The following is a 26487-nucleotide window of genomic DNA, read 5'->3' on the forward strand; positions in this document are numbered from 1 at the left end:
GAGAGCATGGCGGACGGCAACGTCACCGAGGACTACCTCAAGGCGATCTACAACGCCGGGGAGTGGTCCGACGATGCCGTCACCGTAGGCGTCCTCGCGCAGCGGCTGTCGCTGTCGCCCTCGTCCGTGTCGGAGCTGGTGCGCAAGCTCGCGGGCCGGGGCCTCGTCACGCACGAGCGCTACGGCTCGGTCGACCTCACCGACGAGGGCAGGGCCATCGCCCTCGCCACGGTCCGTAAGCACCGGCTCATCGAGACGTTCCTCGTCGAGTATCTGGGCTACGACTGGGACGAGGTTCACGACGAGGCCGAGGTGCTCGAGCACGCGGTCTCCGACGACTTCGTGGAGCGCCTCGCGGCCCGCCTGGGCCAGCCCACGCACGACCCGCACGGCGACCCCATCCCGGCCGCAGACGGCACCCTTCCCGCCGAGCACCACACCTCGCTGGATGCCGTGGTCGAGGGCGCGCGGGTGCGGGTCGCGCGCGTCTGGGACGACGACCCCGACCTGCTGCGCCACCTCACGGACGTGGCTCTCGACATCGGCGCGGTGGTCACCGTGCGCGCACATCGGGCCTCGGTGGGGATTGTGGAGCTCGACCTCGAGGGCCGCACCGTCACCCTCGGCACCGCCGCCGCGGGGCACATCCTGATCGTGCCCGTGTAGGTCTCGACCGGCGACCGCGGGCCGTCCTGCGGCAGCAGCGGGGCCTCGCTGCGCGACCAGGACCCTTGGCCCTCTGCGGACCCCCCTGAATATCTGACAGAATGGACGACGGTTCCATCCGCACAAGCTCAGGAGTAACCCATGGCTATCGCCACCGTTGAGTCGTATGCCGCGATGCTGGACGCCGCCAAGGCCGGCGGCTACGCGTTCCCCGCGGTCAACATCACCTCGTCGTCCACCATCACCGCAGCCATTCAGGGCTTCGCGGAGGCGGAGTCGGACGGCATCCTGCAGGTCTCGGTCGGAGGCGGTCAGTACGCCTCGGGCGGCACCATCAAGGACCAGGTCGTCGGCTCGCTCGCCCTCGCCGCGTTCGCCCGTGAGGTCGCCGACTCGTACGGCGTCACCATCGCGCTGCACACCGACCACTGCCACAAGACCTACCTCGACTCGTGGCTCAAGCCGCTGCTGAAGATCGAGGCCGACAAGGTCGCGAACGGTGGCTCGCCCATCTTCAACTCGCACATGTGGGACGGCTCGACCGTACCGATGGACGAGAACCTCGCCATCTCCGAGGAGCTCCTCGAGCTGTCGCAGGCCGCCAAGACGATCCTCGAGATCGAGATCGGCGTCGTCGGCGGCGAGGAGGACGGCCACAGCGCCGAGATCAACGACAAGCTGTACTCGTCGCCCGAGGACGGCATCGCCACGATCGAGAAGCTCGGTCTGGGCGAGAAGGGCCGCTACCTCACCGCGATGACCTTCGGCAACGTGCACGGTGCGTACAAGCCCGGCGCCGTGAAGCTGCGTCCCGAGATCCTCGGTGACATCCAGGCCGCCGCCGCCGCGAAGTTCGGCAAGGACAAGCCCTTCGACCTCGTGTTCCACGGTGGTTCGGGCTCGACCGCGGAGGAGATCGCCACGGCCGTCTCGCACGGTGTCATCAAGATGAACATCGACACCGACACCCAGTACGCCTACACGCGTCCGGTCGTCGACCACATGATGAAGAACTACGACGGCGTCCTCAAGGTCGACGGCGAGTGGGGCAACAAGAAGGCCTACGACCCGCGCGCCTGGTACAAGGCTGCCGAGGCCGGCATGGCCGCCCGCATTGTGGAGGCCGCGCAGCAGCTCGGCTCCGCGGGCAAGAAGATCTAAGTCCGAGATTCGGCAAGCGCGAGCCCCGATCGGTCGGACTGACTGGTCGGGGCTCGCGTACGTCCGGCCGATGCCGTGGCCGCCTCCCGTAGGGTGGGACGGTCGCGCATCGGTTGGGCGGCACCGGCTCGCGCCACCCGGCGTGGCCGGCACCAAGCCCCCGGCACGGACCGGGGTGAGGGGAGTGGGGCGCTATGCCCGGAGTGGTGATCGTCGGAGCCCAGTGGGGCGACGAGGGCAAGGGCAAGGCCACCGACGTGCTGGGAAGCCGCGTCGACTATGTGGTGAAGTTCAACGGGGGAAACAACGCCGGTCACACGGTCGTGATCGGTGACCAGAAGTTCGCCCTCCACCTGCTGCCGTCGGGCATCCTGACGCCGGGCGTCACGCCCGTGATCGGCAACGGCGTGGTCGTCGACATCTCGGTGCTGTTCACGGAGATCGACGCGCTCATCGAGCGCGGGGTCGACCCCTCCAAGCTGCTGATCTCGAACGCGGCGCACATCATCGCTCCCTACGCCCGCACGCTGGACAACGTCACCGAGCGCTTCCTTGGCAAGCGCAAGATCGGCACCACGGGCCGCGGCATTGGCCCTGCCTACGCCGACAAGATCAACCGCCTGGGTCTGCGCATGGGTGACCTCTTCGACGAGCAGTTGCTGCGCGACAAGATCGAGGGCTCGCTCGAGCAGAAGAACCACCTGCTCGTGAAGGTCTACAACCGCCGCGCCATCTCGGTCGACGAGGTCGCCGACGAGCTGCTGCAATACCGCGACCGGCTCGAGCCGATGGTCACGGACACGTCGCTCATTTTGAACCAGGCGCTCGACCGCGGCGAGACGGTGCTGTTCGAGGGCGGCCAGGCCACCATGCTGGACGTCGACCACGGCACCTACCCGTTCGTGACGTCCTCGTCCGCGACCGCGGGCGGCGCCTCGACGGGTTCCGGCGTGGGCCCCACCCGCATCGACTCGGTCATCGGCATCGTGAAGGCCTACACCACCCGCGTGGGCGAGGGGCCGATGCCCACCGAGCTGTTCGACGAGAACGGCGAGTTCCTGGCCCGGGTGGGCCACGAGTTCGGCACGACCACCGGCCGTCAGCGCCGTTGTGGCTGGTACGACGCGGTCATCGCCCGCTACGCCTCGCGCATCAACGGTCTGACCGACCTGGTGCTGACCAAACTGGACGTGCTCACGGGTCTCGAGGAGATCCCCGTCTGTGTCGCCTACGACGTGGACGGCGTGCGCTACGAGGAGCTGCCGCAGGACCAGGCCGCGTTCGCCGCGGCGACGCCGGTGTACGAGTACCTGCCGGGCTGGACCGAGGACATCTCGACCGCGCGCGAGTTCTCGGACCTGCCGCAGACGGCGCAGGACTACGTCATGGCGCTCGAGAAGATCTCGAACTGCCGCATCTCCGCGATCGGCGTGGGCCCGGGCCGCGACGAGATCATCGTCAATCACGACCTACTTCACGCGCGCGGCGCCTAACGCGGTCGCGCCGCAGGAGTCGTTGAGTGCGCGCGAGCGCACAGAAGCGCGCACTCAACGACTCGCAGGAGGCGCCGCCGTGAGATCGCTAGACTCGCGTGCGTGAAGATCCTTCTCGTCGGCAACGGTGCGCGCGAGCACGCTCTCGCCCGCTCCCTCCACCTTGACCCCGCGGTCACCGAGCTGCACGCCGCGAACGGCAACCCCGGCATCGGCCAGTTGGCCACGCTGCACGGCGTCGACCAGAACGATGGGCTGGCGGTCGCGTCGCTCGCCGCGAACGTCAAGGCGGACCTCGTGGTCGTGGGACCCGAGGCGCCGCTCGTTGCGGGAGTGGCCGATGCCGTGCGCGAGAGCGGGGTCCCCGTCTTCGGGCCGTCCGGCAAGGCCGCCATGCTCGAGGGCTCCAAGGCCTTCGCCAAGGAGGTCATGGAGGCCGCCCAGGTGCCCACGGCCGCGCCGCGCGTGTGCACGGACTCGGCGTCGCTCGCTGCCGCGCTCGAGGAGTTTGGTGCCCCCTACGTCGTGAAGGACGACGGCCTCGCCGCGGGCAAGGGCGTCGTCGTGACGACAGACCTCGCCGAGGCCACCGCTCACGGCGAGGCGATCCTCGCCGCCGGCGGCGTGGTGGTCATCGAGGAGTTCCTCGACGGCCCCGAGGTGTCGCTGTTCTGCCTGTGCGACGGACGCACGGTGGTGCCGCTCCAGCCCGCCCAGGATTTCAAGCGTGCCTACGACGGCGACGCTGGACTCAACACCGGCGGCATGGGCGCGTACACGCCGCTGCCGTGGGCGCCGGAGGACCTCGTCGACGAGGTGGTGCGCACGGTCGCCCAGCCCACCGTGGACGAGATGGGCAGGCGCGGCAATCCCTTCGTGGGCGTCCTGTACTGCGGCTTGGCACTGACGTCCAAGGGCGTGCGCGTGGTCGAGTTCAACGCCCGCTTCGGCGACCCCGAGACGCAGTCGGTGCTGAGCCGACTCGAGACGCCGCTCGCCGGCGTGCTGCTGGCCGCCGCCGAGGGTCGCCTGCACGAGCTCCCGCCGCTCGAATGGTCCGACGACGCCTCCGTCACGGTGGTGCTCGCGTCGGAGGGCTATCCCGAGTCGGCCCGCACCGGCGACCCCATCACGGGCATCGAGGATGCCGAGGCCGTCGAGGGCGCCCACGTGCTTCACGCCGGCAGCGCGTTCAACGACGCCGGCGAGGTCGTCTCGGCAGGCGGACGCGTGCTCTCCGTAATCGGTCGCGGGGCGACCCTGGCCGCGGCCCGCGAGGTCGCCTACGAGGCCCTCAGTCGGATTCACCTCGCGGGGGCGCATCACCGCAGCGACATCGCTCTCGCCGCTTCGCGAGGCGAGACGCCGACGGGCGCGATCCCCGATGGCAGCGCCACGGACGGAGCCGCCTGATGCCCGGCCACGTCACGCCCCCCACCGCGCCCACGCTCGAGGGCTGGCGTCACGTCTACTCGGGCAAGATCCGCGACCTGTACGAGCCCGTCGAGCCGCACCCGCGCGGCGACGTGGTGCTCGTCGTGGCCTCCGACCGCATCAGCGCGTACGACTGGGTGCTGCCCACCGAGATCCCCGGCAAGGGTGGGGTCCTCACGGGGCTGAGCCTGTGGTGGTTCGACCAGGTCGCGCCCATCGTCGCGAACCACACGGTCGAGGCGCCGGTTCCCGCCGAGGTCGAGGGCCGCGCCATGGTCTGCAAGCGCCTGGACATGTTCCCCATCGAGTGCGTCGCTCGCGGCTACCTCACCGGCTCGGGACTCGCGGAGTACCACGAGTCCGGCACCGTGTGTGGCATCCCGCTGCCCGAGGGCCTCGTGGACGGCTCGCGCCTGCCGGAGCCCATCTTCACCCCGGCCGCCAAGGCCGAGGTGGGCGAGCACGACGAGAACATCAGCTTCGAGCAGGTCGTCGAGCGCATCGGCGAGGCGGACGCGACCGCGCTGCGCGACCTTACCCTCGCCGTGTACTCGCGTGCGCACGAGATCGCCGCGACCAAGGGCATCATCCTTGCCGACACCAAATTCGAGTTCGGCCGCGACGGCGACGGCGCGATCCTCTTGGCCGACGAGGTGTTGACCCCCGACTCGAGCCGCTTCTGGCCCGCGGACGAGTGGGAGCCGGGCCGGGCACAGCCCAGCTTCGACAAGCAGTTCGTGCGCGACTGGCTGACCTCGAGCGAGTCTGGGTGGGACAAGAAGTCCGATTCCCCGCCGCCCGCCCTCCCCGCGGACGTCGTGGAGCGCACGCGCCAGCGTTACCTCGAGGCCTACGACAGGCTCGCCAAGCACTGAGGCGAGGGACATGCGGAGCCCGGCCACGGCATCGGCCGTCGGTGTGGGGCTACGGTCTAGCGGTCGGGGTGCTTGTCGTGCCAGTCGAGGTCGACGCGCTTGCCGCCGATGGTCGGGACACCCCAGCCGAACTTCAGTGACCCCAGGCGGACGGCGAGGATGACGACGATCGGCACCCAGAACGCCACCGTGCGGGGCACGTCGAGCCACAGCAGCAGCGCGTACGAGGCGGCGCCGGCGAGCGCGGCGGTCGCGTAGAACTGGCCGTTGCGGAACACGTCGGGCACGTCATTGGCGAGCATGTCGCGAATGACGCCGCCGCCCACGCCGGTGACGATCCCCATGACGGCCGCGACCACGGGATGGGCGCCGGCGTCGAGCGCGATGCCGGTGCCGACCACGACAAACACCGCGAGGCCCGCCGCATCGGTGATCTGGACGATGCGGTAGCGGTCGAGCCGGTCCGGCGGGTGCCAGCGGGCTAGCAGCGCGACCACCAGACCCGTGACCGCCGCGACGAGCAGGTACGAGGGCGACGCCATCCAGAACACCGGCACGTCGAGCATGACGTCGCGCAGGGTGCCGCCGCCCACGGCGACGATGCACGCGAGCACGATCGCGCCCACCACGTCCATGCGCTTGCGGCCGGCCGCCACGGCTCCCGAGATGGCGAAGGCCACGGTGCCGAGGTACTCGAGGACGGTGCGGAGGGTGCCGAGAGCGGACTCGACGATCTCGGGCGTCGTCGCCGCCTGCACCCATCCGCTCATGCCGGCAAGCGTATCCGTGGGCGGCGACCCAACGTTCCGGCCCTGGGGTGCGTTGGGATGGCATGGGGACGATGCGAGGACGCACCAGGGGAGTGCTCGGCTTGCTGGCGGCGGCGATGGTGCCGCCTGCGGCGGCGTTCGCGGTCGGCCTGGTGGCGATCGCGGTGACCCTGTCGGCGTGCGCGCCGGGCGGGGCGGCCGTTCCGCCTGGCCAGGTCCAGTACGAGGATCGACTCGACATGGGTACTCCCGGCGCCGCCGAGCGCGTGATCACGGGCCTCACCTACTACCCGGCCTGCGGCAACGAGGCGCTGAGTGTGGATGGCCAGACCTGGTACCCGTACACGCCCGCCAATGCAGCCGAACTTCCCACGTCCGACCCGGCGCCCGAGCCGGGCCATGCGGAGGGTGAGGCTGATACGGACGCGGCCACGGCATCGGCCGTCTGGAATGCGGTGGCCGGTGCAGGTACAACCGACGTGGCGCCGCTAGCGATCACGCCCGCTGTGGTGGAGCCCGTGCCGGGCCAGGACGAGGGGGTGCTGACCATCTACGAGGGCGGCCTGGCGCACTGGACCTCGAACCTTGGCGACCTCGACACATGGCTGACGTCGACGCAGCTGAACTACACCTGGGCGTGCTGAGTTCGCCGCTCTCGCGTGCGCGCGCGTGCCGGTAGACTCACGGCCATGGCCACCATCGTCGTTCACGTGATGCCCAAGCCCGAGATCCTTGACCCCCAGGGCAAGGCCGTCGGCAATGCGCTTCCCCGCCTGGGCTTTGACGGCTTCGCGTCCGTCCGCCAGGGCAAGCGCTTCGAGCTCACCGTCGACGGCGAGGTCACCGAGGAGCTCCTCGAGGCGGCCCGCCAGGCGGCCGAGACGATGCTGAGCAACCCCGTGATCGAGGACGTCGTGGCCGTCGAGGTCGTCTCCGAGTCCACCGCCGAGGCCTCCGCCGAGGTCGCCGGCTGATGGCCCGCATCGGCGTCGTCACCTTCCCCGGCACGCTCGACGACCGGGACGCGGCCCGCGCGGTGCGCCTGGCCGGCGCCGAGTCCGTCAACCTCTTCCACACCGACGACTCCCTGCAGGACGTCGACGCCGTGGTTCTGCCCGGCGGCTTCTCCTACGGCGACTACCTGCGTGCAGGTGCGATCTCGCGCTTCTCGCCCATCATGGATCGCGTGGTGGATGCGGCCAACGGCGGCATGCCCGTGCTGGGTATCTGCAACGGCTTCCAGGTGCTCACCGAGGTGCACCTGCTGCCCGGGTCGATGATCAAGAACGACCACCTCCACTTTGTGTGCCGCGACCAGGTGCTGCGTGTCGAGAACGACGACACCGCCTGGACCACCGCGTACACGAACGGCGAGGAAATCACGATCCCGCTGAAGAACCAGGACGGCCAGTACGTCGCGGATGAGCACACGCTCGACGCGCTCGAGGCCGAGGGACGCGTCGCGTTCCGCTACGTGGGCTTCAACCCCAACGGGTCGCGCCGCGACATCGCAGGCATCACCAATGAGCGCGGCAACGTGGTGGGCCTCATGCCGCACCCCGAGCACGCGGTCGAGCCGGGCTTCGGGCCGGACTCGCGCGAGGCGGGCCGCGGCGGCACGGATGGTCTGGGGTTCTTCACCTCGGCGATCCAGGTGCTCCTCGCGACGGCCTAACCCGCGTCCCCCACCGCGCGGCGGTCCCCGTGAGTGACATCGTCGAGTCCGTGGTGCTGCCGGTGCGCCCCGGCATGGAGACCGAGTTCGAGACCACCTTCCGCGGGGCCTCGGCCCTGATCGCGCGCCAGCCCGGCTATCTCGGTCACTCGCTGCGCCGCGGCGTGGAGCACCCGAGTACCTACCTCCTCACGGTGACCTGGACCGACGTCGACTCCCACGAGGTCGGCTTCCGCGGCTCCGCTGATTACCAGGAGTGGAAGCGCCTGCTCCACGGCTTCTACGACCCGTTCCCCAGTGTGCTGCACTACGGAGAGGATGTGCTGGCGTGAGCCTCAGCGACCCCGTGAACCCGGCCGTCGATCCGGCCGTCACCGCCTTCTGGGCCGAGCGCCGCGTCCAGAACCCCTCCCTCCCCGACGCCCTGCCGGAGGTGTGGGCCTTCGGCGCCACCCCCGAGCATGCCGATGCGTTGCTCGCCCTGGTGCTGGCGGGGACCAAGACGGGCACGGCATCGGCCCTGTGGGACTACGAGCACGCGGGCGATCCCATTCCGGAGGTGGGTGACCTCAGCATCATCCTCGACGGCGCCGGCCAGCCGCGCGCGCTGCTCGAGACCACCGCGATCGACATCGTGCCGTTCGACGAGGTCGATGCGGAGCACGCCGCCTCGGAGGGCGAGGGCGACCTCACGCTCGAGTATTGGCGCACAGCGCACGAGCGTTACTGGCGCGCCCACGCCGAGAGCCCGCGCGGCTTTGAGCCGGACATGCCGGTGATCTGCGAGCGGTTCAGGCTGCTGTTCCCGGCCGCGTAGGTCGCCGGGCACACGGCCGCCGTCACGTCGCGGCCGCATGGTCGAGCGTCCTACCGCCCGTCCTCGCGCTCAAAGGTGACGTGCACCACGCCGCTTTCGGCGGTCTCCGCGGTCACCCGGCGCCCCGCCTCGAGCCCGCGCAGGCCGTCCCACAGCCGCTCGCCGCGGCCCAGCAGGATCGGCACGATCGCCACGTGCAGATCGTCCACGAGCCCGGCCGCAAGAAAGTCCCGCACCGTCCTCGCTCCGCCGCCGATGCGCACATCGCCGCCTCCCGCGGCCGAGCGGGCCTGTGCCAGCGCATCGGCCGGCGTCGCCGAGACGAACTCGAACCGCGTGCCGTTGTCAAACGAGATCGCCTCGCGCGGCGTATGCGTCAGCACGAACACCGGGCAGCGAAACGGCGGCTCCTCGCCCCACCAGCCGCGCCAGTCGGGGTCGTCGCCGTGCAGGTGCAGCCCGAACATCGCGGAGCCGATGATCTCCGCGCCCACGTCCTCGAAGTAGCGCGCCGCGTAGTTGTCGTCGACGCCCGTGGTGCCCGAGCCATCGGCCATCCCCAGGACGCGGTCGCGGAACGTGCGGGTCGCGACGTAGTCCGCCGTCAGACGTCCCCAGTCGTCGCCAAAGGGGTTCGTGGGCGTCTGGTCGGTCGTGGTGGCGAAGCCGTCGAGCGAGATGTTGAGGTCGACGCGGACGCGAGACATGGACACTCCTTCGTGACAGGCGGCCGATGCCGTGGCTGGCTTTCGTTCAGCATGCCACTGGGCATCGCCACCGGCCATCACCATTGGGCATCGCTATCGGGCTCGCTACGCGGTGGCGAACCATCCGCCGGGGGCCACCTCGGTACCCCAGCGAGGCACGTATTGGTCGAAGTACACGCGCGACACGAGTTCGCGACGGCTCGCGACCCCCGCCTTGTCGAAGATCGACTTGAGGTGATCCTGCACCGTATACGGAGACACATGCATGGCCGCGGCGATCTGCTTGGTGTCGGCGCCTCGCAGCACCTGTGCCGTCACGTCGCGCTCCCGGGCCGTGAGGCCAAAGGCGTCGGCTACCAAGGCGATCACCTCTTGGGGGCGAGCCTCCTCGATGGTGACGACCACATCGCCCGCCCGGTCCGCGGTGCCACCTAGCGGCGAGGCGTGAAGCACAAACCAGATGCCCTCACCCGTGCGCACCCGTATGCGAGGCATGCGCTCCGAGTCGCCGCGCGCATACCGACGCGCGCTCGCGACGAGCGCGTGCACCAGGGTGAGCGGGTCTCCGGCATGCGGTGCGGTGGAAAGCTGCTCGAGCAGCACCGCGACACCGGGGCTCGACTGGACGATCCGATCGGCGCTGTCGACGATCAGCACCACGGGACCCTCGGGATGCGCCGCACGGCTGGCGTCTAGCTGGGTCAGGAGGCCCGCGCGGATACCCCGTGTGAACGCGGGCGCCACGCTCGCGAGAAAGTCCAGCTCTGCCTGCGAGAACGGCTCCTCTTCGGCGCCACGGAACACGGAGATGGCCCCCCACGCCCCGTGGCGGTCGTGGAACACCGCTCGGGCCTCGTCGCGATAGCCAAAGGTCGGGACCATGAGATCGGCCATGCGCACCGATGTGTCGACCTTGCCGCACAGCGCGAGATAGACGCCCAGTGTCGTAGTGCCGGCGCTCACCATGGCGGTGATGGCGGTGGGATCGTCCTGGCCGTACTCGATCGCGGCCCAGCGCAGGTCGCCCTCGTTGTTGCCGCTGAGGCCCCCGAACTTGCGCGTGCTTGAGACCATTGCGGTCGCGGGGTCGAGGGTGGACAGGCAGCCACCCGCGAGGGGAAGGACCGCCTCGACTGCGGAGGCCGCCTCGTCCATGAAGTGATGCAGCGGCAAACCGGCGCGCGACATCACGTCGATGTCGCTGCGCGCCCGCCCCAGCGCCAATTCCGTGGACATGTGCTCAGTGTGCGCTCGCGTGCCCGCCCGCGCCATCCCATATTTGTGCGGGCACCAGAGTCCTGGGGGGTCGAAAATCCCCGTGGCGCTGGGATGGTGCGCGCCCGCTGCGCGGTCACACGATGGTCCTCGCCAGATTCATCCACACATCCGAAAGCACCAGTCATGTCACTTCACAGCATCATGTCCACCGGCGAGGGCCTGCGCGCTCGTCTCGGCAACCTCGTCCTCCTCGAAGGGGATGAGGGCTACGACGAGGCGCGCACGCCGTGGAACCTCGCCATCGACCAGCGCCCCCTCGCCGTCGCGCGTCCCGAGACCGCCGAGGACGTGGTCGCGATCGTCCGCGCCGCCGCGGCGCTCGACCTTCGCGTGGCGCCCCAGGCCACGGGGCACGGCGCCGGCGCGCTCGCCGACACCGATCTCGCGGGAGCGGTGCTCGTGTCCCTGTCCGCCTTGCGCGGCGTGACGGTGGACCCCGTGGCGAGGACCGCGCGAGTGCTCGGCGGCTCGCACTGGAACGACGTCGTGGTCGAGGCCGCGCCGCACGGCCTGACCGCCATGCACGGGAGCGCGGGCGACGTCGGTGTGGTGGGTTACACGCTGAGCGGCGGACTGTCGTTCTACGCGCGCGCCCACGGGCTGGCCGTGAACTCGGTGCGTGCCGTGCAGATCGTCACCGCCGACGGCCGCATGGTGCGCGCGAGCGCCGCCGAGCGCGAGGACCTTTTTTGGGCGGTACGCGGCGGATCGGGCGCGTTCGGCATCATCGTCTCGGTCGAGATCGACCTGCTGCCGTACGCCGATGTCTTCGCCGGGATGCTGCTGTGGGACGCCTCGCGCGCCCGGGAGGTGGCTCACGCGTGGTCGGCATGGACCAGGGACGTGAACGAGAGCGTGACGACGTCGCTGCGCGTCATGCACTTTCCCCCGCTGCCTCAGCTGCCGCCGTTCCTGTCGGGGCGCAGCGTCGTCGTCATCGATGGCGCGATCCTCGGGCCCGATGCGGCTGCCGCGGAGATTCTTGCGCCGCTGCGGGCACTCGTCCCCGAGGTGGACACGTTCGCGCGGATCCCCTCGTCTGCGCTGGTGCACGTGCACATGGATCCGCCAGAGCCGTCGCCGGCGGCCTCCGCGGGTGCCATGCTGCGCGTGTTCGACGGGGTTGCGGTCGACGCGTGGCTCGAGGCCGCTCACGCGATCCCTGGGTTGAGCTTCGCCGAGGTGCGGCATGTGGGCGCCGCGGCCTCGCGGCGGCCGGGCCACGCGGGTGCGGTGGGCGCGATCGACGGCGACTACCTGCTGGGCGCGATCGCGATGGTGCCCGCGCCCGAGATGGCCGAGCCCGCCCGCGCAGCCGTGCACGCGCTCGTGGCCGCCATGTCCTTGTGGCACGAGCGGGCGCTTGCGCTCACGTTCATCGACGGTGGAGTGGACCGCGAGCTGGGCTTCGGGGCGTCGTGGGATCGCCTCAGCGCGCTCAAGGCGGTCTACGACCCCACGCAGATGTTCGCGGCGGCGCATCCCGTGGGCTGAGTCCCAGGGTCGGTCGACCGCGGCGGCCGGGGGTCCGCCGCGGTCAACCGGCCGTCGCGGTCACCGCCCACCGCGCCTGCCCGTCCACCGCGTCCCGCCCGTCCACAGCGTCCCCGCCCGGCACAGCTTCGGGATCGGGCATAGTCTCGGCAGTGGCCACCACGGCGGCGACGGGAGGACTCGATGCACCGCGTGACCTATCAGATGGGCATGTCGCTCGACGGCTACGTTGCCGACTCCGACGGCAACTTCGACTGGTCCGAGCCCAGCGCCGAGCAGTTCCGCTTCCACATCGAGGAGCTGCGCGGCCTCCACGCCCACCTGTTGGGCAGGCGCCTGTACGAGACGATGACGTACTGGGAGGACCCCGCGAACGCCGCCACGTTCGACGCGGCCGAACGCGAGTGGGCCGAGCTCTGGAATGCCCTGCCCAAGCTCGTGTTCTCCCACACGCTCACCGCGGTGAGCGGCGCCGCCCGGCTCGCGACCGAGGACCTCGCGACCGAGATCGCGCGCCTCAAGGACCAGCCCGGCGACGGCGACATCGCGATCGGCGGCGCCGACCTCGCGCACCAGGTGGCCGCGCTGGGCCTCATCGACGAGTATCAGGTGATCATCGGGCCCGCTGTGGTCGGCGGCGGCACGGCGTTCTTTGCCCACGACGGCCGCCACGAACACTTCAGCCTCGTCGAGAACCGCACCTTCGACGGCGGAAACGTCCTGCTGAGGTATGCCGTCGAGCGGTAGCGCGGCGGCATACCTCAGCCGTCAGCTCCGCAGCCGTCAGCCCCGCGTGCGCAGGGCCGATGCCGGCGCCGGTCCCGTATGCGCCCCACCCAGCCGCGAGCGTAGCTCGGTGAAGGCATCGAACGTCGTGCGGTTGAAGTCGGCGCCCAGTTGGTTGGGGATCGTGACGAGCACGGTGTCGGCCGATTGCACGGCCTCGTCCTCGCGCAGTTCCGCCTCGATCTTGTCGAGGTCGCCCACGTAGGTCTTGCCGAAGGTGGCGATGAAGTTGTCGATCTGGCCCACCTGGTCACGGTTGGCGCCCATGCGGTCGCGCTCAAGCGTGGTGCCGAAGTAGGCGGCGGTGGTGTCGTCGATGATCGGCATGATCGAACGCGAGATGGAAACCCGCGGCGTGCCGGGGTGGCCGGCCTCGGCCCACGCCTCGCGATAGGCGTCGATCTGACGGGACTGGATGACGCCCAGCGGCTCGCCGGAGCCCCCTTCGACCAGCGTTGACGACATGAGGTTCATGCCGAGCGTCCCCACTCGCCTCGCGGACTCCTCGCCGCCCGCGCCGTACCAGATGCGCTCGGTCAGGCCAGGGGACTGGGGTTGAATCGGCAGCCTCTCGCCCGCGCGCACGTGCGCGCGCGGGCCCGGCAGCGCGATCCCGTCGCCAGCAATGGCGCGCCGGAAGGTCTCGATCCGCGCCGCCGCGTCCTCGGCCGGGCTCATCCCCACGGGAAGCGGATAGCCGAACTCGCCGGGGCCGTCGGCGGCGGGCTCGGGTGACCCGCGGCTGACTCCCAGCTGGAGCCGCCCACCGGAGATGAGGTCCGCGGTCGCGGCCGCCTCCGCCATGTACAGCGGGTTCTCGTAGCGCATGTTGATGACGCCGGTGCCGAGCTCCACGCGCGAGGTGCGCGCCCCCATCGCCGCGAGCAGCGGGAAGGGCGAGGAGGTGTTCTGCTCGAAGTGGTGGATGCGAATCCAGGCGCCGTCCATGCCGGCATCCTCGGCGGCCTCGGCCAGCGCGATCGTGTCCTGCATGAGGTCGCCCGCGGTGCGGACCTTGGAGCCGGGGGCGGCCGAGAACCAGCCAAAACTCAGGAAGCCGATGTTGATCACGGCTCAGGAACGCTTGGCGTCCTCGCCGGATTCCTGGGGCGCCTGCGTAGGAGCGGCCGATGCCGTGGCTCGCCAGCCGTCGGCCCGCGCCCCCGTGCGCCTGGCCTCACCCCACCGTATCGATCGATGCGCCAGGATGGGGCGCATGAGTGAGGCCCTCCCGACCCCCGACCCGCGCACCGGCCGCCGCGCCGCGGAGGAGCTCGACGAGTTCCAGCTTGCCGAGACCCGGCCCGACTACCGCGTGGACATCGAGCGCATCCGCTTCTCGCCGTACTTCTCGCGCCTGTCCGCCGTCACCCAGGTGATCTCGCAGACGGGAGCGGGCATGGCGGTGCACAACCGCCTCACCCACTCGGTCAAGGTCGCGGCCGTCGCCCGCGCGATCGCCATGCATCTGCACCGCGACCAGGGGCCCACCGGCGCGCTCGTCGCGGAGCTAGGCGGCTGCGATCCCGTGGTCGTCCAGGCCGCGGCGAGCGCGCACGATGTGGGCCACCCGCCGTTTGGCCACCTGGGTGAGCGCGCGCTCGACCGCCTGGCCCGCGACCGCTTTCGCCTGCGCGAGGGCTTCGAGGGCAACGCGCAGACTTTCCGCATCCTCACCCGGCTGGATGAGCACGACACCCAGGGTGTGGGCCTGAACCTCACCCGTGCCGTGCGCGCCGCGGTCCTCAAGTACCCGTGGCTGCGCGGCGAGGGCGGCGAGCGCCGCGGCGCCTCGAGCCACAAGTTCTCCATGTACGTGGTGGACATCGACGACGCCAGGGATGCGCTGAGCGCCTACCCCCACATCGCGGAGGGCCAGCAGACCCTCGAGTGCTCCGTCATGGACATCGCGGACGACATCGCGTACTCGCTGCATGACCTCGACGACTTCTACCGCGCCGGCCTGCTCAACCAGGCCACGATCGCGGGGGAGTTCCGCGAGTGGAGCCGAGAGCTCGCCGACCTGCGCGCCCTCGACACCGCGACCCTGCGCGACACGAGCCGCTCGCCCGGACACTCCCTCGAGCTCCTGTGGCGGCGCCTGAACGAGCGCGACCCCTGGATCGCGGACGCCGATGCCTTCGACGCCGCCGTCGCCAAGGTCACCGAGGAGGTGGTCGAGGGACTGCTGACGGTTCCGTTCGACGGCTCCCTCGCGGCCGACCGTTCGCTCGCCCGCTTCACGACCGACTGGATCCGCCACCTGCAGTCCTCGGTCGAGGTGCACCGCGCCCCCGCGCACCGCTCGGGCCACGTCTCCCTCGACCAGACCGCGTGGCACGAGGTTGCAGTCCTCAAGTTTCTTCACGAGCGCTTCATCCTCGACCGCCCCGACCTCGCGGTCTACCAGCGCGGACAGGCGAGCCTCATCGAGCGCCTGGTGGACGGTTTCGCCGCCTGGCTCGACGACCCCCACGACGCACGCCGTGCCCCGCGCCGCCTGCTCGACCTCGTCGACATGGCCACCGAGGACTACATGAGGGTCCTCCACGAGGAGCCGCAGCTGCTGCCCACGGTCGACGAGACCGAGATCCGCCGCCGCGCGGCCGGCCGCGGCATCGTCGACTACGTTGCGGCACTCACCGACGCCCAGGCGACGGGCCTCGATGCGATGCTCGCGGGCCGCACCGAACGCCTGTGGGACGCGGGTCAGGGCCTGTAGCGACCGGGCAAGTGACCGCAAGGCGCGATAATCGCGGGGTGACTCAGACGCCCCGCCCAGCCACGGCATCGGCCGCCCTGAATGTCCGTCGGGCCGAGCCCGACGACGTCGACGCGCACCGGCTGTGGACGTCGCAGGAGCGCGACCTTGCCGAGCGCTATGACGACCCCGAGCTGGTGCTCGAGACCGCATTTCCGACCCTCGTGGGCTCATGGGTGGGCGACGAGGACGGCGTGCCGGTCGCGACGCTCGTGGCGCGCTGGTCCCCCTACCCGGAGACCCGGCCGGGTGACCTCGAGCTCAAGCGCCTGTGGGTCGAGCCCACCCACCGCGGGCGCGGCCACTCCAAGGCGATGATGCGGGTCGCGGAGGAGGCCGCGAGGCGTGCGGGGGCCACGCGGATCATCCTTGAGACGGGCGACATGCAGCCCGAGGCCAACGCCCTGTATGCGCGCATGGGCTACCACCGGATGGACAACTACGGGGAGTACGCCGAGGAGCCGGGCTCGATGTGCTGGGCCAAGGACCTGCCCACCCGTGTGCTCATCATCAACGGCACCATGGGGGCGGGCAAGACCACGACGGCGGCCGCGATTCACGACCTCCTCGGCGAGCGCGGCGCGCGGTCGGTCTTCGTCGACGCCGACTACCTATGCCAGGCAAATCCCTCTGGCCCCGAGGACCCGCACCACCAGTCGGTGCTGTTTGCCTCGCTCGCGGCGCTCTCGCCGGTGTGGCGCGCTCGCGGCTATGGGCTCGTGGTGCTCGCGCGCGTGGTGGAGGACGGGGACGACCGGGCGCGGTACGCCTCGGCGTTGTCGACGGCCGATGCCGGACTCGCCTCGGTCTCGGTGGTTCGGGTGACGGCGTCGCCGGCCACGCGGGCTGCGCGGCTGACGGTGCGCGAGCCCGAGGGCTACTGGCGCGAGCTGGCGCTCGCGCGCACGGTCGAACTGGAGGGGATTCTCGAGGAATTGCGGTTGGACGACGCCGTGGTCGGCACCGAGGGGCGCGACCGTCTCGAGGTGGCCGCCGAGGCGCTGCGCGCGGCGGGCTGGGACTGAGGGGTCGCGCCCAGCGCAGCGCCGGTTAGCTCAGCAACGCGGTCGTCCAGTGCGGGGTGTTCTCGCGGATCCACTCGGCGTCGCGCTCCCACACGGAGCCCACGCCCATCTCCCACAGCTCGATCCACGGGGACTCCCCGGTGGAGCGCATGTGGTCCAGGTACTCGTACATCCGCTCGGAGCGCAGGCCCAACAGCGGCACGAGGCGCTGACGCTCGGCGGCCGAGAGGCCGTAGCCGTCGACCAGGTCGCGCATCCGGATCGCGGAGGTGACGATGTCGAAGCCCTTGCCGTGCAGCGGAGCGAAGGCGTGCACTGCGTGCGCGAGGTCCCACAGCCGGCTGCCGGGCGCGGCGGCGTCCCAATCGATCGCGACCAGCTGGCCGTCGTCGCGCACCACCAGGTTGGACGGCGCGATGTCCTGGTGGATAACGATGTTGCCGCCGGGGCCGGGCAGGCCGTCGAACCACATCGCGTCGGCCGGGGGCACGAAGGTGGCGAGGGCGTCGTGCATCTCGCGCAGGAACCGGCCGATCCGGGCAGGGTCGAGCGCGCTCGCGGGCGCGTCGGGGTGGTCGGCCCTGGTACCCGCGACCCATTCGACGAGGTGGCGTCCCTGGGCGTCCCAGCCAAAGCTGCGCGGGGCGCCGCGGAAGCCCACGCGCTCGAGATGCGTGAGCAGCGCGTGGAGGGCACCGGTGTAGGGGTCGGGGGCCTCGAGCGAGACCTCGCGCTTGGCGATGCGCATGGGCAGCGGCGCGGGAGCGTCATCGGGCTCGTGCGGGTCGGAGGCGCTGGGCGGGGCGTAGGCGTCGCCGGCCTGCGCGATGTCTCGCAGGAGCGACAGCGGGATCTCCTCGGTCGACGGGGAGAGGGGGGCGGCATTCTGGGCGGCCGATGCCGTCCACAGTGGCGATGCGGGCGTCGCCTGGTCTGGGGCCGCCTGTGCGGCCGGGGAGGCTGGCGCGTCCGGTGCGTCACGGTCGGGCGCAGTCGGGGTCTCGGCGGCGATCCAGGAGCGTGCGGAGCGCGTCGCGGCGAGGGCGCCGAAGGCCCCACCGAGCACGCTGGGCCGGTCAGGGTCGCGCGGGGACGGCAGGCGCGGCGGCTGCGGCTCGGGGTCGGCTGCGCCGGGCGCGGGCGCGGGCGCGGGCGCGGGCGCGGGCGCGGTGACCGCATCGTTCGCAGGGACGGACGCGGGAGCCGGTGGCGCTTGGGGGAACGGCTTAGCGGCAGCGGCCCAGTCGAAGGGGGCCGGCTCGGGCGGGCTGGTGCGCACGCGCGCGAGGGTGGGCGCGATCTCGCCGGTGGCGACCTTGGCGCGGTGCGCGTGGCGACCCAGGCGTGACATCCCCATGTAGGGCGGGTCGACACCGGCGGGCGCGGGCCAGGCGGGGGTGGCGATGCGAGGCAGGGGGCGAGCGTGGCGCCGGCCCTGCCAGCGGTCGATCATCCACTCGATGCCCTCAAGCGAATCGAGCAGGCGCGCCTCCGCATCGTCCGCGCTGTGGCCCTGCACCGCGAGCTGGCCGTGCCACCCGGAGGCCATCACCAGGTGCGCGAGCTTGCGGTCCATCCGCCCCGCACCCCAGGGGAGGATCTTGCGGCCGGTGGCCAAGGCATCGGCGTCCATCCCGGACAGGGCCAGCGAATACAGGTGAGGGCGCATGGCCTCGATGAGGTCCGCGAAGCGCGGCAGGTGGGAGTGCGCGTGCTGAAGTTGGTAGGCGAGGCCCACGTTCGTGAGGCCGCGCAGGACGAGCTCGTCGATGATGTCGAGCTGGTTCTCCGGCTCGCCGAACCAGCCCAGGTGGTTGGTGAGCGCGACGCGCATGCCGATGTCGTCGGCGAGCCTCGCCAGGGGCTCCAGGTGGTCGGCGGCGCGGCGCACGGTGGCCTGCTGCACCCAGGTGTTGAGGCGCTCGGGTGAGCCCTCCTGGCCGAACTCGATGCAGGTCCACAGGTCCGGAGTGAGGCCGCGCCGATGCATCTCGGTGAGGTAGACGCGCACGTGGGCGTCGACCATGCCGAGCCCGCGGGCGGCGTCCTCGTCACTGGCGTCGGGCAACGGCATGGGGCACCACAGGCCGGTGACGGTGACGCCGTGGGCCTCGAGTGCCTCAAGCTCCTCGTGGAAGGCGAGGGTGTGTTCCTCGCGCCAGTCCCACACGATCCTGGTGATGCCGAGTCGCTGCAGCATACGGGCGCGCTGAAGGGGAGTGCGGGCGGGATAGTCGTAGGCGACAACCCGCGCCGCGGCGATCCGCGCGCGCTCGTGGCACGCGGCGCCGTGCTCGTGTCCCGGCTCAGCGCAGGCGTCGCCGGACTCCCATCCTTGGGTCATGCAGGCCCCTCAGCCATCCCATGTTGACCGGGACGGTCGAGCCATCGAGCCCCGGTTGGTTCTTCAGGGTAGTGGGACGACGCGCGCGATGTGAAGGGGTGCGGAGAGCATCACACCTGCTTCGTGTGCAAATGTCCGCATTTGCGCCATGGACGGTCAGGCCAGAGCGAACGCGATCGCTGCCTCCACATGGAGGCCCATGGAGTCGAAGTAGGGATCCTCGACGTCCTCGGCGGTCATCACCATCGGGATCTCGGTGCAGCCGGAGATGACGCCCTGGGCGCCGCGTGCCGTGAGGTCCTCGTAGACGCCGCGAATCCACTCGCGTGCGCCGGCGGGCACGTCGCCGCGGGCGAGGTGGTCGTAGATGAGGTCGTGAACCTCGCCCAGCACGGGCTCCTCGGGAACGATCGTGGTGATGCCGCGCGCGGCCATGTGATCCCGATAGAAGGGGTCGCGCATGGTGTAGCCGGTGCCGAGCAGGGCAACGGTGTCGAGCCCGGCGGCCGCGATCGCGTCCGCGGTCGCGTCGAGCATGTGGATGAGCGGCACGTCGACCGCGTTCGCGACGGCGGGCGCCACCTTGTGCATGGTGTTGGCGCAGATGAGGATGGCCTCGGCTCCCGCGGCCTCGAGTGCGCGGGCGTCGGCGGCGAACCGCTGGCCAAGGCCGTGCCAGTCGCCGGCCGCCTGGGCATCGGCGATCTGCTGGAAGTTGTAGGAGCGCACCAGGAGGTCGGCGGCGCTCGAGCCGCCCAGGCGCGCGTTCACGCCCTCGTTGAGTAGGCGCTCGTACTCGAGCGAGGAGTGCCAGGTGATGCCGCCGAGGAGGCCCAGTCGGCGAGGTTCGATGCGTGCCGTGGGTGGGGCCGATGCTGTCGTCGCGGGTGCCATGTGCCCGACGCTACCGGGCTGGCCGCGGTCCAGTCGTGCGGAGTTGGCCCCACAAGCATTCCAGTGTGCTGGAAGGTTGACGTATGGTGGAGGCATGAAGATTTCGGAACTGGCCGGACGCGCGGGCGTCAGCGCGAAGACGGTGCGCTATTACGAGTCGATCGGGCTGCTGGACGACCCGGGCCGCACGGCATCGGGCTACCGCGACTACGACGAGGACGCCCTCAAGCGCCTCACGTTCGTGCGCGACGCCCAGGCGGCGGGCCTCAGCCTCAAGGAGTCGGGGCAGATCCTCGAGATGAAGGACGCCGGCCACGGCACGTGTGAGCACACGCGCGGGATGCTGGACCAACACCTCAGCGACATCGACGCGCAGATCGCCTCCCTCATGGCCGCGCGCGAGGAGCTGCTGGCGCTGCGCCGGCGCGCGGACATCCTCGACCCGGCCGACTGCACCGATCCCGTGCGCTGCCAGGTGCTCGGCGCTCACTGACGCTGAGGCGCTCTCGCCGACCGATCTACCAGGCGCGCGGCCGGGACCTTTGCCCCGAGCATGGCGGCGGCGCTCGCCGTAGCCTCGACGTAGAGGTCGACCCCCGGCGGCATTCCGACGTACGTGCACGGGTGAGCCGACCCGTCGACACACGTGAGGAAGGCCAGGTGCCGGCATGAGGATCGGTGTTCCCGCAGCATCGGACGCGGAGCGGCTTGTCGCCGCCACGCCCGACACGGTCGCGAAGCTCGTCGCGCTCGGTTACGACGTCACGGTAGAGGCGGGCGCCGGCGAGCGCGCCTCCCTGTCCGACCTCGACTACGAGGCGGCCGGCGCGACCATCGGATCCGCCGCCGAGGCCTGGGGTGCCGACATCGTCACCGCCGTCGAGGCTCCCAGCTCCGCACAGGTCGCGCTCCTGGGCGCCGGAGCCACCCTCATTGCCCCGCTCGCGCCGCAGGCCAACCCTGCACTGGTCGAGGACCTGCGCGCCGCCCATGTGACAGCCCTCGCCCTTGATGCCGTGCCGCGCCTGTCGCGCGCGCAGGCGCTCGACGTGCTGTCGACCAAGTCCAACGTCTCGGGCTACCGGGCGGTCATCGAGGCCGCCGAGTCTTACGGCGGCATGTTCGCCGGCCAGGTCACCGCGGCGGGCAAGACCCACCCGGCCACGGTGTTCGTCATCGGCGGCGGCGTCGCGGGACTCGCCGCGATCGGCGCCGCGGTGTCGCTGGGCGCGCAGGTGCGCGCCTTCGACGTGCGCCCCGAGGCCGCCGAGCAGATCGAGTCCATGGGCGCCACCTTCGTCACCGCTCCCGAGGCGCAGCAGGAGGTCTCGCCCGACGGCTACGCAAGCCCGCTGACCGAGGAGCAGCAGGCCGCCGCGATGCGCCTGTACGCCCGCGAGGCGGCGGGAGCGGACGTGGTCATCACCACCGCGCTCGTGCGCGGAACGGCCCCCATCACGCTGACCACAGCGACGGTTGAGGCGATGCGGCCGGGATCGGTGGTCGTCGACCTCGCGGCCTCCGGCGGCGGCAACTGCGAGGCCACGGTGCCCGGCGAGCGCATCGTCACTGAGGGTGGCGTCACGGTGATCGGCTACACCGACCTGCCAGGCCGGATGCCTCGCCACACCTCGCAGCTGGTCGGCACCAACATCGTCAATCTGCTGAAGCTGATGACGCCTGGCAAGGACGGCGCGCTCGCGCTCGACCTCGAGGACGACGTGATCCGCGGCATGACCGTGGCGCACGGCGGCGACCTCTTGTGGCCCCCGCCGCCCATCACGGTCTCGGTGGCGCCAGCCGCGAGCCCGGCGGCCACGCCGGCCACCGCAGCCCCCACGGCAGGTGAGTCCGCCGCCCAGGCGGCGCCGGCATCGGCCGCCGCAGACGCTGGCTCGGCACCGAAGCCCGCACCCAAGGTAAGCGGGCGCACCGTGGCGACGGTCGCATCGGCCATCGCACTCGGCATTGCCCTTGCCTTCGCGGACGCCGCGTTCCTCGCGGCCTTCACGGTCTTCGTGCTCGCGGTAGTGATCGGCTACTACGTCATCAGCAACGTCAGCCACTCGCTGCACACGCCGCTGATGAGCCAGACGAACGCGATTAGCGGCATCATCCTCATCGGCGCGCTACTGCAGCTCGGCTCGAGCGACCCCGTCGTCACGACGCTGGCGTTCCTCGCCGCGGCGATCGCCTCGATCAACGTCTTTGGTGGCTTCCTCGTCACCTACCGCATGCTCGGCATGTTCTCGAAGGGAGCCTGAGATGACCGTCGCCTCGCTGGCCGCCGTCGCCTATCTCGCCGCGGCCATCCTGTTCATCCTGTCGCTCGCTGGTCTGTCCAAGCAGGCCACGGCTCGCCGCGGCAACCTGCTCGGCATGGCGGGCATGGCCATCGCGATCGCCGCGACCATCGCCCTCGCGCTCGACACCTCCGAGCGACCGTGGGGCGTGACGCTGGGCCTCATCGCGGCGGTCCTCGCGATCGGCGCGACCATCGGCACCTGGCGCGCGCGCACGGTCGAGATGACCCAGATGCCCGAGCTCATCGCCCTGCTGCACTCCTTCGTGGGCGCCGCGGCGGTGCTGATCGGCTTCAACTCGTACCTCACCGAGGGTCACGACGCGATGCACCTCATCGAGGTGTTCCTGGGCGTCTTCATCGGCGCTGTCACCTTCACGGGCTCGATCGTGGCGTTCCTCAAGCTGTCGGCCCGCATCTCGGGCTCGCCGTTGACGCTGCCCGGTCGCCACGCCCTCAACCTGGGCGCGCTCGTGGTGTGCGGCGCTTTCATGGCGTGGTTCCTCGCGGCGCCGTCCATCTGGCCGCTCGCGCTCATGACCGTGGTCGCGCTCGCGGTCGGCTGGCACCTGGTGGCAGCGATCGGCGGCGGCGACATGCCCGTGGTGGTGTCGATGCTCAACTCGTACTCGGGCTGGGCGGCCGCCGCGGCGGGCTTCATGCTCGGCAACGACCTGCTCATCGTCACGGGCGCGCTCGTGGGCGCCTCGGGTGCGATCCTGTCCTACCTCATGTGCAAGGCGATGAACCGCAAGTTCCTCGCGGTCATCCTGGGCGGCTTTGGCGGCGAGTCGACTCCCGCTTCCACGACGGCCGATGCCGTGGGCGAGCACCGTTCGACCTCCGCTTCCGAGGTGGCTGAGAGGCTCGCGACGGCGCGCTCCGTGGTCATTGCTCCCGGGTACGGCATGGCGGTCGCGAAGGCGCAGTACCCCGTGGCGCAGTTGGTGTCTCGCCTGCGTGAGCGTGGGATCGAGGTGCGCTTCGCGGTGCACCCGGTCGCGGGACGCCTGCCGGGCCACATGAACGTGCTGCTCGCGGAGGCACGGGTGCCCTACGACATCGTGCTCGAGCTCGACGAGATCAACGACGACTTCGCGGACACCGACGTGGTGCTGGTCATCGGCGCGAACGACACGGTGAACCCTGCGGCGCTGGACGACCCGGGCTCGCCCATCGCCGGCATGCCGGTGCTGCACGTGTGGGAGTCGCGCTCCGTGGTGGTGTTCAAGCGCTCCATGGCGACGGGCTACGCGGGCGTGCAGAACCCGCTGTTCTTCAAGGACAACACCGAGATGCTGTTCGGCGACGCGAAGGAGCAGGTCGAGGCGATTCTGACCGCGGTCGACGCCTCCGACGCGGTTCCGGCCTAAGGGCTTGACCTTCCAGTCAAGGGGAAGGTTTACGGTAACGCTATGAACACGAACACGATTGACATCACTGTTTCCGGCATGACCTGCAACGGCTGCGCCAACAAGGTGCGGGGCGCCGTCTCCGCCGTCGATGGCGTGGCCTCGGTGGAGGTCGACCACGCGTCTGGCCTCACTCGCGTCACCCCGGACGGCACCGTGGCGGCCGAGGACCTGGAGTTCGCGCTCGACGAGGCCGTCGAGTCCGTGGGCTACCGCGTCGTCGCCTAAGCCGGCACGCGATGTCCACCACGGCATCGGCCGTCTCGATTCCCGCCGTCCCTGACGCCGTCACGCTCCCGATCGAGGGCATGACGTGTTCAAGTTGCGCGGCGACCATCCAGGGTGGCCTGTCAAAGCTGCCGGGAGTCGAGGACGCGGTCGTGAACTACGCGACGCGCCGCGCGACGGTGCGACCCGATGGCTCGGTTCCGGCCGACGCGCTGCGCGAGGCGATGTCCTCGACGGTGACGGGGCTCGGGTACGCGGTCTCGTCGGCGGCTGACGCCGACGATCTCGCCGACGAGCACGAGGCTCACGTCCGGGCCGACGCGGCCCGGATCGCCGACTACCGCCGCCGCTTCACCGTGGCCGCGGTGCTCGCGGTGCCCACCATGCTGCTCTCGATGGTGCCCGCGCTGCAGTTTGCGGGCTGGGAGTGGGTCGTGGCGCTGCTCGCGACGCCCGTGATCTGGTGGTTGGCGCTGCCGTTCCACCGCTCCACATGGGCGGCGGCGCGTCATGGCGCGACCACGATGGACACGCTCGTGACGCTCGGCACCATGGCCGCGTGGACCTGGTCCACGGTGGTCTTGGTGGGCGGCGCCCTCGGTGGGTTCGAGGGTGGGCACGTGTATTACGAGACGGGCGCGGTCATCGTCGCCCTGATCTTGCTGGGCAAGTGGCTCGAGGTGCGCTCGTCGGCGCGGGCGGGCGACGCAATTCGCGCGTTGTCGTCGCGCCAGTCGGCGACGGCCCGTCTCGAGGACGGCACCGAGATTGCGCGCGATGCGCTCGCGGTCGGGATGCGCTTTGTGGTGCGTCCCGGAGAGACGGTCGCAACCGATGGCCGGGTCGTCGAGGGCGAGGCGGCGGTCGATGCCTCGCTCGTCACGGGCGAGTCCGTGCCGGTGCGCGCGGCCGTGGGCTCGGAGGTCGTGGGCGGCACCATCGCGACCGATGGCGCCCTCACCGTCGAGGCCACGCGCGTGGGCGCCGAGACGATGCTCGCGCAGATCGCGCGCATGGTGGACGAGGCGCAGAGCGGCCGCGCACGAGTGCAGCGGCTTGCCGACCGTATCTCTCGGATCTTTGTGCCTGTCGTCATCGGTGTCGCGCTGCTGACGCTCGTGGTGTGGCTCGCGGTCACGGGGGACGCGAACGCGGCCTTCACTGCGGCGGTCGCGGTGCTGATCATCAGCTGCCCCTGCGCGCTGGGCCTCGCCACGCCGCTCGCGATCATGGTGGGCACGGGGCGCGGCGCGCAGCTGGGAGTGCTGGTGCGTGGTCCCGAGGCGCTCGAGGACACCCGCGACGTCACGACCATCGTGCTCGACAAGACGGGAACGGTGACCGAGGGACGGATGTCGCTCGTGTCGTCGGTGGCGCCGGGGCTCGAGGCGTCCGAGGAGTCGGTGCTGCTCGACGCCGCGGCGGCCGTGGAGGGCCGTTCGGAGCACCCGATCGCGCAGGCGATTCACGCGGCGCGTGCGTCTGCCGCGGCAGCCTCGCAGCGCGAGTTGCCGCGCGTGAAGGGCTTCCGTTCGGTCGCGGGCCAGGGCGTGGTGGCGACGGTGCAGGGTGCGGGTTGTGCTGACTCAGCAGCCGCGCACGGCGCCGGTGCCGCTGGCTCGGCGGCCGCTGGCAACGCCGAGGTCTGGGTCGGCTCCCGCCGGCTCTTCGGCTCGGTGCCGGCCGAGGTGGAGGCGCTCGCGGCCGCCGCCGAGGACCGCGGTGAGACCGCGGTCTTTGCTGGCCGGCCGGTCGTCGGGGCCGCGCCGGGCGATGCCGAGCTGCCCGTGGCCGAGGCTGTCATCTCGGTGGCGGACACGATCAAGGCGACCAGCGCATCGGCCATCCAGTCCTTCCGGGACCTGGGCCTCGAGGTGGTGCTGCTCACGGGCGACAACGCCCGCGCGGCTCGCGCGGTGGCCGCGGAGGTCGGGATCGACCGCGTCATCGCCGAGGTGCTGCCGGGGGACAAGGCGGACACGATTCGCTCCCTGCAGGCCGACGGGGCGCGGGTCGCGATGGTGGGCGACGGCGTGAACGATGCGCCGGCGCTCGCGCAGGCCGACCTCGGCATCGCGGTCGGGACCGGCGCGGACGTCGCCAGGGAGGCCTCGGACCTCACCATCGTCTCGGGTGACCTCAGGGCGGCGGCCGATGCGATCGCCCTGTCCCGTCGCACGCTCGCCACGATCAGGGGCAACCTGTTCTGGGCGTTCGCGTACAACACGGCGGCCATTCCGCTCGCGGCGCTGGGGATCTTGGACCCGATGATCGCGGCGGCCGCCATGGGCGGGTCGTCCCTGTTCGTGGTGGGCAACTCGCTGAGGCTGCGGTCGTTCGCGGGCTACCGGCAGCGGGGGTAGTC

Annotated in this window: 26 protein-coding genes; 19 read left to right on the plus strand and 7 right to left on the minus strand. The window is 71.0% G+C overall.

From position 1 onward, the window contains the following. Positions 1 to 6 precede the first annotated feature (6 nt). The 5 genes from B7K20_RS09905 to B7K20_RS09925 all read left to right on the plus strand — a co-directional run bounded on the left by B7K20_RS09905 (position 7) and on the right by B7K20_RS09925 (position 5629). Positions 7 to 666 carry a metal-dependent transcriptional regulator gene (locus tag B7K20_RS09905; RefSeq protein WP_084102368.1) on the plus strand — a complete coding sequence of 220 codons (660 nt, stop codon included), beginning with the start codon at positions 7 to 9 and terminating at the stop codon, positions 664 to 666. A gap of 141 nt (positions 667 to 807) precedes the next feature. After that, on the plus strand, positions 808 to 1827 hold the full coding sequence (gene fbaA, locus B7K20_RS09910; RefSeq protein WP_084102369.1) for a class II fructose-bisphosphate aldolase: 1020 nt from the start codon (positions 808 to 810) through the stop codon (positions 1825 to 1827). Positions 1828 to 2021: 194 nt separating this feature from the next. Further along, positions 2022 to 3320: an adenylosuccinate synthase gene (locus B7K20_RS09915; RefSeq protein ID WP_084102370.1), complete on the plus strand. Its 1299-nt coding sequence runs from the start codon at positions 2022 to 2024 to the stop codon at positions 3318 to 3320. Between the two features lie 102 nt (positions 3321 to 3422). After that, positions 3423 to 4733: a phosphoribosylamine--glycine ligase gene (purD, locus tag B7K20_RS09920; protein ID WP_084102371.1), complete on the plus strand. Its 1311-nt coding sequence runs from the start codon at positions 3423 to 3425 to the stop codon at positions 4731 to 4733. Next, a complete protein-coding gene (locus B7K20_RS09925) occupies positions 4733 to 5629 on the plus strand; it encodes a phosphoribosylaminoimidazolesuccinocarboxamide synthase (protein ID WP_084102372.1) in 897 nt (298 codons plus the stop codon). The genes purD and B7K20_RS09925 overlap by 1 nt, the downstream gene beginning before the upstream one ends. Positions 5630 to 5685: 56 nt before the next feature. Here B7K20_RS09925 and B7K20_RS09930 read toward each other — a convergent pair whose 3' ends face one another. Beyond that, on the minus strand, positions 5686 to 6399 hold the full coding sequence (locus tag B7K20_RS09930) for a trimeric intracellular cation channel family protein (protein ID WP_084102373.1): 714 nt from the start codon (positions 6397 to 6399) through the stop codon (positions 5686 to 5688). A gap of 71 nt (positions 6400 to 6470) precedes the next feature. Between B7K20_RS09930 and B7K20_RS09935 the strand changes: the two genes are divergently transcribed. Genes B7K20_RS09935 through B7K20_RS09955 form a run of 5 tightly spaced genes read left to right on the plus strand, consistent with a single transcriptional unit; the run spans position 6471 to position 8891 of the window. Further along, positions 6471 to 7043: a hypothetical protein gene (locus tag B7K20_RS09935; protein WP_144018631.1), complete on the plus strand. Its 573-nt coding sequence runs from the start codon at positions 6471 to 6473 to the stop codon at positions 7041 to 7043. A 45-nt stretch (positions 7044 to 7088) separates the two neighbouring features. Further along, the gene (purS, locus tag B7K20_RS09940; RefSeq protein ID WP_084102375.1) at positions 7089 to 7373 is read left to right on the plus strand and encodes a phosphoribosylformylglycinamidine synthase subunit PurS; all 285 of its coding nucleotides are present in this window, start codon (positions 7089 to 7091) and stop codon (positions 7371 to 7373) included. Beyond that, positions 7373 to 8074 carry a phosphoribosylformylglycinamidine synthase subunit PurQ gene (gene purQ / locus B7K20_RS09945; RefSeq protein WP_084102376.1) on the plus strand — a complete coding sequence of 234 codons (702 nt, stop codon included), beginning with the start codon at positions 7373 to 7375 and terminating at the stop codon, positions 8072 to 8074. The genes purS and purQ overlap by 1 nt, the downstream gene beginning before the upstream one ends. A gap of 29 nt (positions 8075 to 8103) precedes the next feature. Further along, complete coding sequence (locus B7K20_RS09950; RefSeq protein WP_234985797.1) at positions 8104 to 8406, plus strand: antibiotic biosynthesis monooxygenase; 303 nt, start codon at positions 8104 to 8106, stop codon at positions 8404 to 8406. Further along, positions 8403 to 8891, plus strand: a complete 489-nt coding sequence (locus B7K20_RS09955; RefSeq protein ID WP_234985798.1) for an ASCH domain-containing protein — start codon at positions 8403 to 8405, stop codon at positions 8889 to 8891. Before B7K20_RS09950 ends, B7K20_RS09955 begins: the two co-directional genes overlap by 4 nt. A 50-nt stretch (positions 8892 to 8941) precedes the next feature. On the opposite strand, the gene B7K20_RS09960 is transcribed toward B7K20_RS09955, so the two are convergent. Together B7K20_RS09960 and B7K20_RS09965 are read right to left on the minus strand one after the other, a co-directional pair. Then, positions 8942 to 9598 carry a dihydrofolate reductase family protein gene (locus B7K20_RS09960; RefSeq protein WP_084102377.1) on the minus strand — a complete coding sequence of 219 codons (657 nt, stop codon included), beginning with the start codon at positions 9596 to 9598 and terminating at the stop codon, positions 8942 to 8944. Between the two features lie 105 nt (positions 9599 to 9703). After that, complete coding sequence (locus B7K20_RS09965; protein ID WP_084102378.1) at positions 9704 to 10834, minus strand: helix-turn-helix transcriptional regulator; 1131 nt, start codon at positions 10832 to 10834, stop codon at positions 9704 to 9706. Positions 10835 to 10999: 165 nt separating this feature from the next. Here B7K20_RS09965 and B7K20_RS09970 point away from each other — a divergent pair, with 165 nt between their 5' ends. Then, the gene (locus B7K20_RS09970) at positions 11000 to 12370 is read left to right on the plus strand and encodes an FAD-binding oxidoreductase (RefSeq protein WP_084102379.1); all 1371 of its coding nucleotides are present in this window, start codon (positions 11000 to 11002) and stop codon (positions 12368 to 12370) included. A gap of 183 nt (positions 12371 to 12553) precedes the next feature. After that, positions 12554 to 13117: a dihydrofolate reductase family protein gene (locus B7K20_RS09975; protein WP_084102380.1), complete on the plus strand. Its 564-nt coding sequence runs from the start codon at positions 12554 to 12556 to the stop codon at positions 13115 to 13117. A 36-nt stretch (positions 13118 to 13153) separates the two neighbouring features. On the opposite strand, the gene B7K20_RS09980 is transcribed toward B7K20_RS09975, so the two are convergent. Further along, positions 13154 to 14227 carry an LLM class flavin-dependent oxidoreductase gene (locus tag B7K20_RS09980; RefSeq protein ID WP_084102381.1) on the minus strand — a complete coding sequence of 358 codons (1074 nt, stop codon included), beginning with the start codon at positions 14225 to 14227 and terminating at the stop codon, positions 13154 to 13156. 3 nt (positions 14228 to 14230) lie between these two features. Then, positions 14231 to 14374 (minus strand): hypothetical protein, encoded by a 144-nt coding sequence (locus B7K20_RS13090; protein ID WP_159449386.1) that lies wholly within the window; start codon positions 14372 to 14374, stop codon positions 14231 to 14233. On the opposite strand from B7K20_RS13090, the gene B7K20_RS09985 reads away from it, so the two are divergent. Together B7K20_RS09985 and B7K20_RS09990 are read left to right on the plus strand one after the other, a co-directional pair. Further along, the gene (locus tag B7K20_RS09985) at positions 14373 to 15878 is read left to right on the plus strand and encodes a deoxyguanosinetriphosphate triphosphohydrolase family protein (protein WP_084102382.1); all 1506 of its coding nucleotides are present in this window, start codon (positions 14373 to 14375) and stop codon (positions 15876 to 15878) included. The genes B7K20_RS13090 and B7K20_RS09985 overlap by 2 nt on opposite strands. A gap of 38 nt (positions 15879 to 15916) precedes the next feature. Continuing rightward, on the plus strand, positions 15917 to 16942 hold the full coding sequence (locus B7K20_RS09990) for a GNAT family N-acetyltransferase (RefSeq protein ID WP_159449387.1): 1026 nt from the start codon (positions 15917 to 15919) through the stop codon (positions 16940 to 16942). 25 nt (positions 16943 to 16967) lie between these two features. Here the strand turns inward: B7K20_RS09990 and B7K20_RS09995 are convergent, their stop codons facing one another. After that, the gene (locus tag B7K20_RS09995) at positions 16968 to 19286 is read right to left on the minus strand and encodes a phosphotransferase (protein ID WP_084102384.1); all 2319 of its coding nucleotides are present in this window, start codon (positions 19284 to 19286) and stop codon (positions 16968 to 16970) included. Positions 19287 to 19442: 156 nt separating this feature from the next. Then, positions 19443 to 20180, minus strand: a complete 738-nt coding sequence (locus B7K20_RS10000) for an aspartate/glutamate racemase family protein (RefSeq protein ID WP_159449388.1) — start codon at positions 20178 to 20180, stop codon at positions 19443 to 19445. A 94-nt stretch (positions 20181 to 20274) separates the two neighbouring features. On the opposite strand from B7K20_RS10000, the gene B7K20_RS10005 reads away from it, so the two are divergent. From B7K20_RS10005 to B7K20_RS10025, 5 genes are all read left to right on the plus strand, one after another. After that, positions 20275 to 20673 carry a heavy metal-responsive transcriptional regulator gene (locus tag B7K20_RS10005; protein ID WP_084102386.1) on the plus strand — a complete coding sequence of 133 codons (399 nt, stop codon included), beginning with the start codon at positions 20275 to 20277 and terminating at the stop codon, positions 20671 to 20673. Between the two features lie 175 nt (positions 20674 to 20848). Then, positions 20849 to 22444, plus strand: a complete 1596-nt coding sequence (locus B7K20_RS10010; RefSeq protein WP_084102387.1) for a Re/Si-specific NAD(P)(+) transhydrogenase subunit alpha — start codon at positions 20849 to 20851, stop codon at positions 22442 to 22444. A 1-nt stretch (position 22445) separates the two neighbouring features. After that, a complete protein-coding gene (gene pntB / locus B7K20_RS10015; protein ID WP_084102388.1) occupies positions 22446 to 23855 on the plus strand; it encodes a Re/Si-specific NAD(P)(+) transhydrogenase subunit beta in 1410 nt (469 codons plus the stop codon). Between the two features lie 42 nt (positions 23856 to 23897). Continuing rightward, positions 23898 to 24122, plus strand: coding sequence for a heavy-metal-associated domain-containing protein (locus B7K20_RS10020; protein ID WP_084102389.1), 225 nt, complete (start codon positions 23898 to 23900; stop codon positions 24120 to 24122). An 11-nt stretch (positions 24123 to 24133) separates the two neighbouring features. Further along, the gene (locus B7K20_RS10025; RefSeq protein WP_084102390.1) at positions 24134 to 26485 is read left to right on the plus strand and encodes a cation-translocating P-type ATPase; all 2352 of its coding nucleotides are present in this window, start codon (positions 24134 to 24136) and stop codon (positions 26483 to 26485) included. The last annotated feature ends 2 nt before the right edge of the window (positions 26486 to 26487 follow it).

This window comes from Demequina sp. NBRC 110051 (assembly GCF_002090055.1).
In the GTDB taxonomy this organism is placed as follows: domain Bacteria; phylum Actinomycetota; class Actinomycetes; order Actinomycetales; family Demequinaceae; genus Demequina.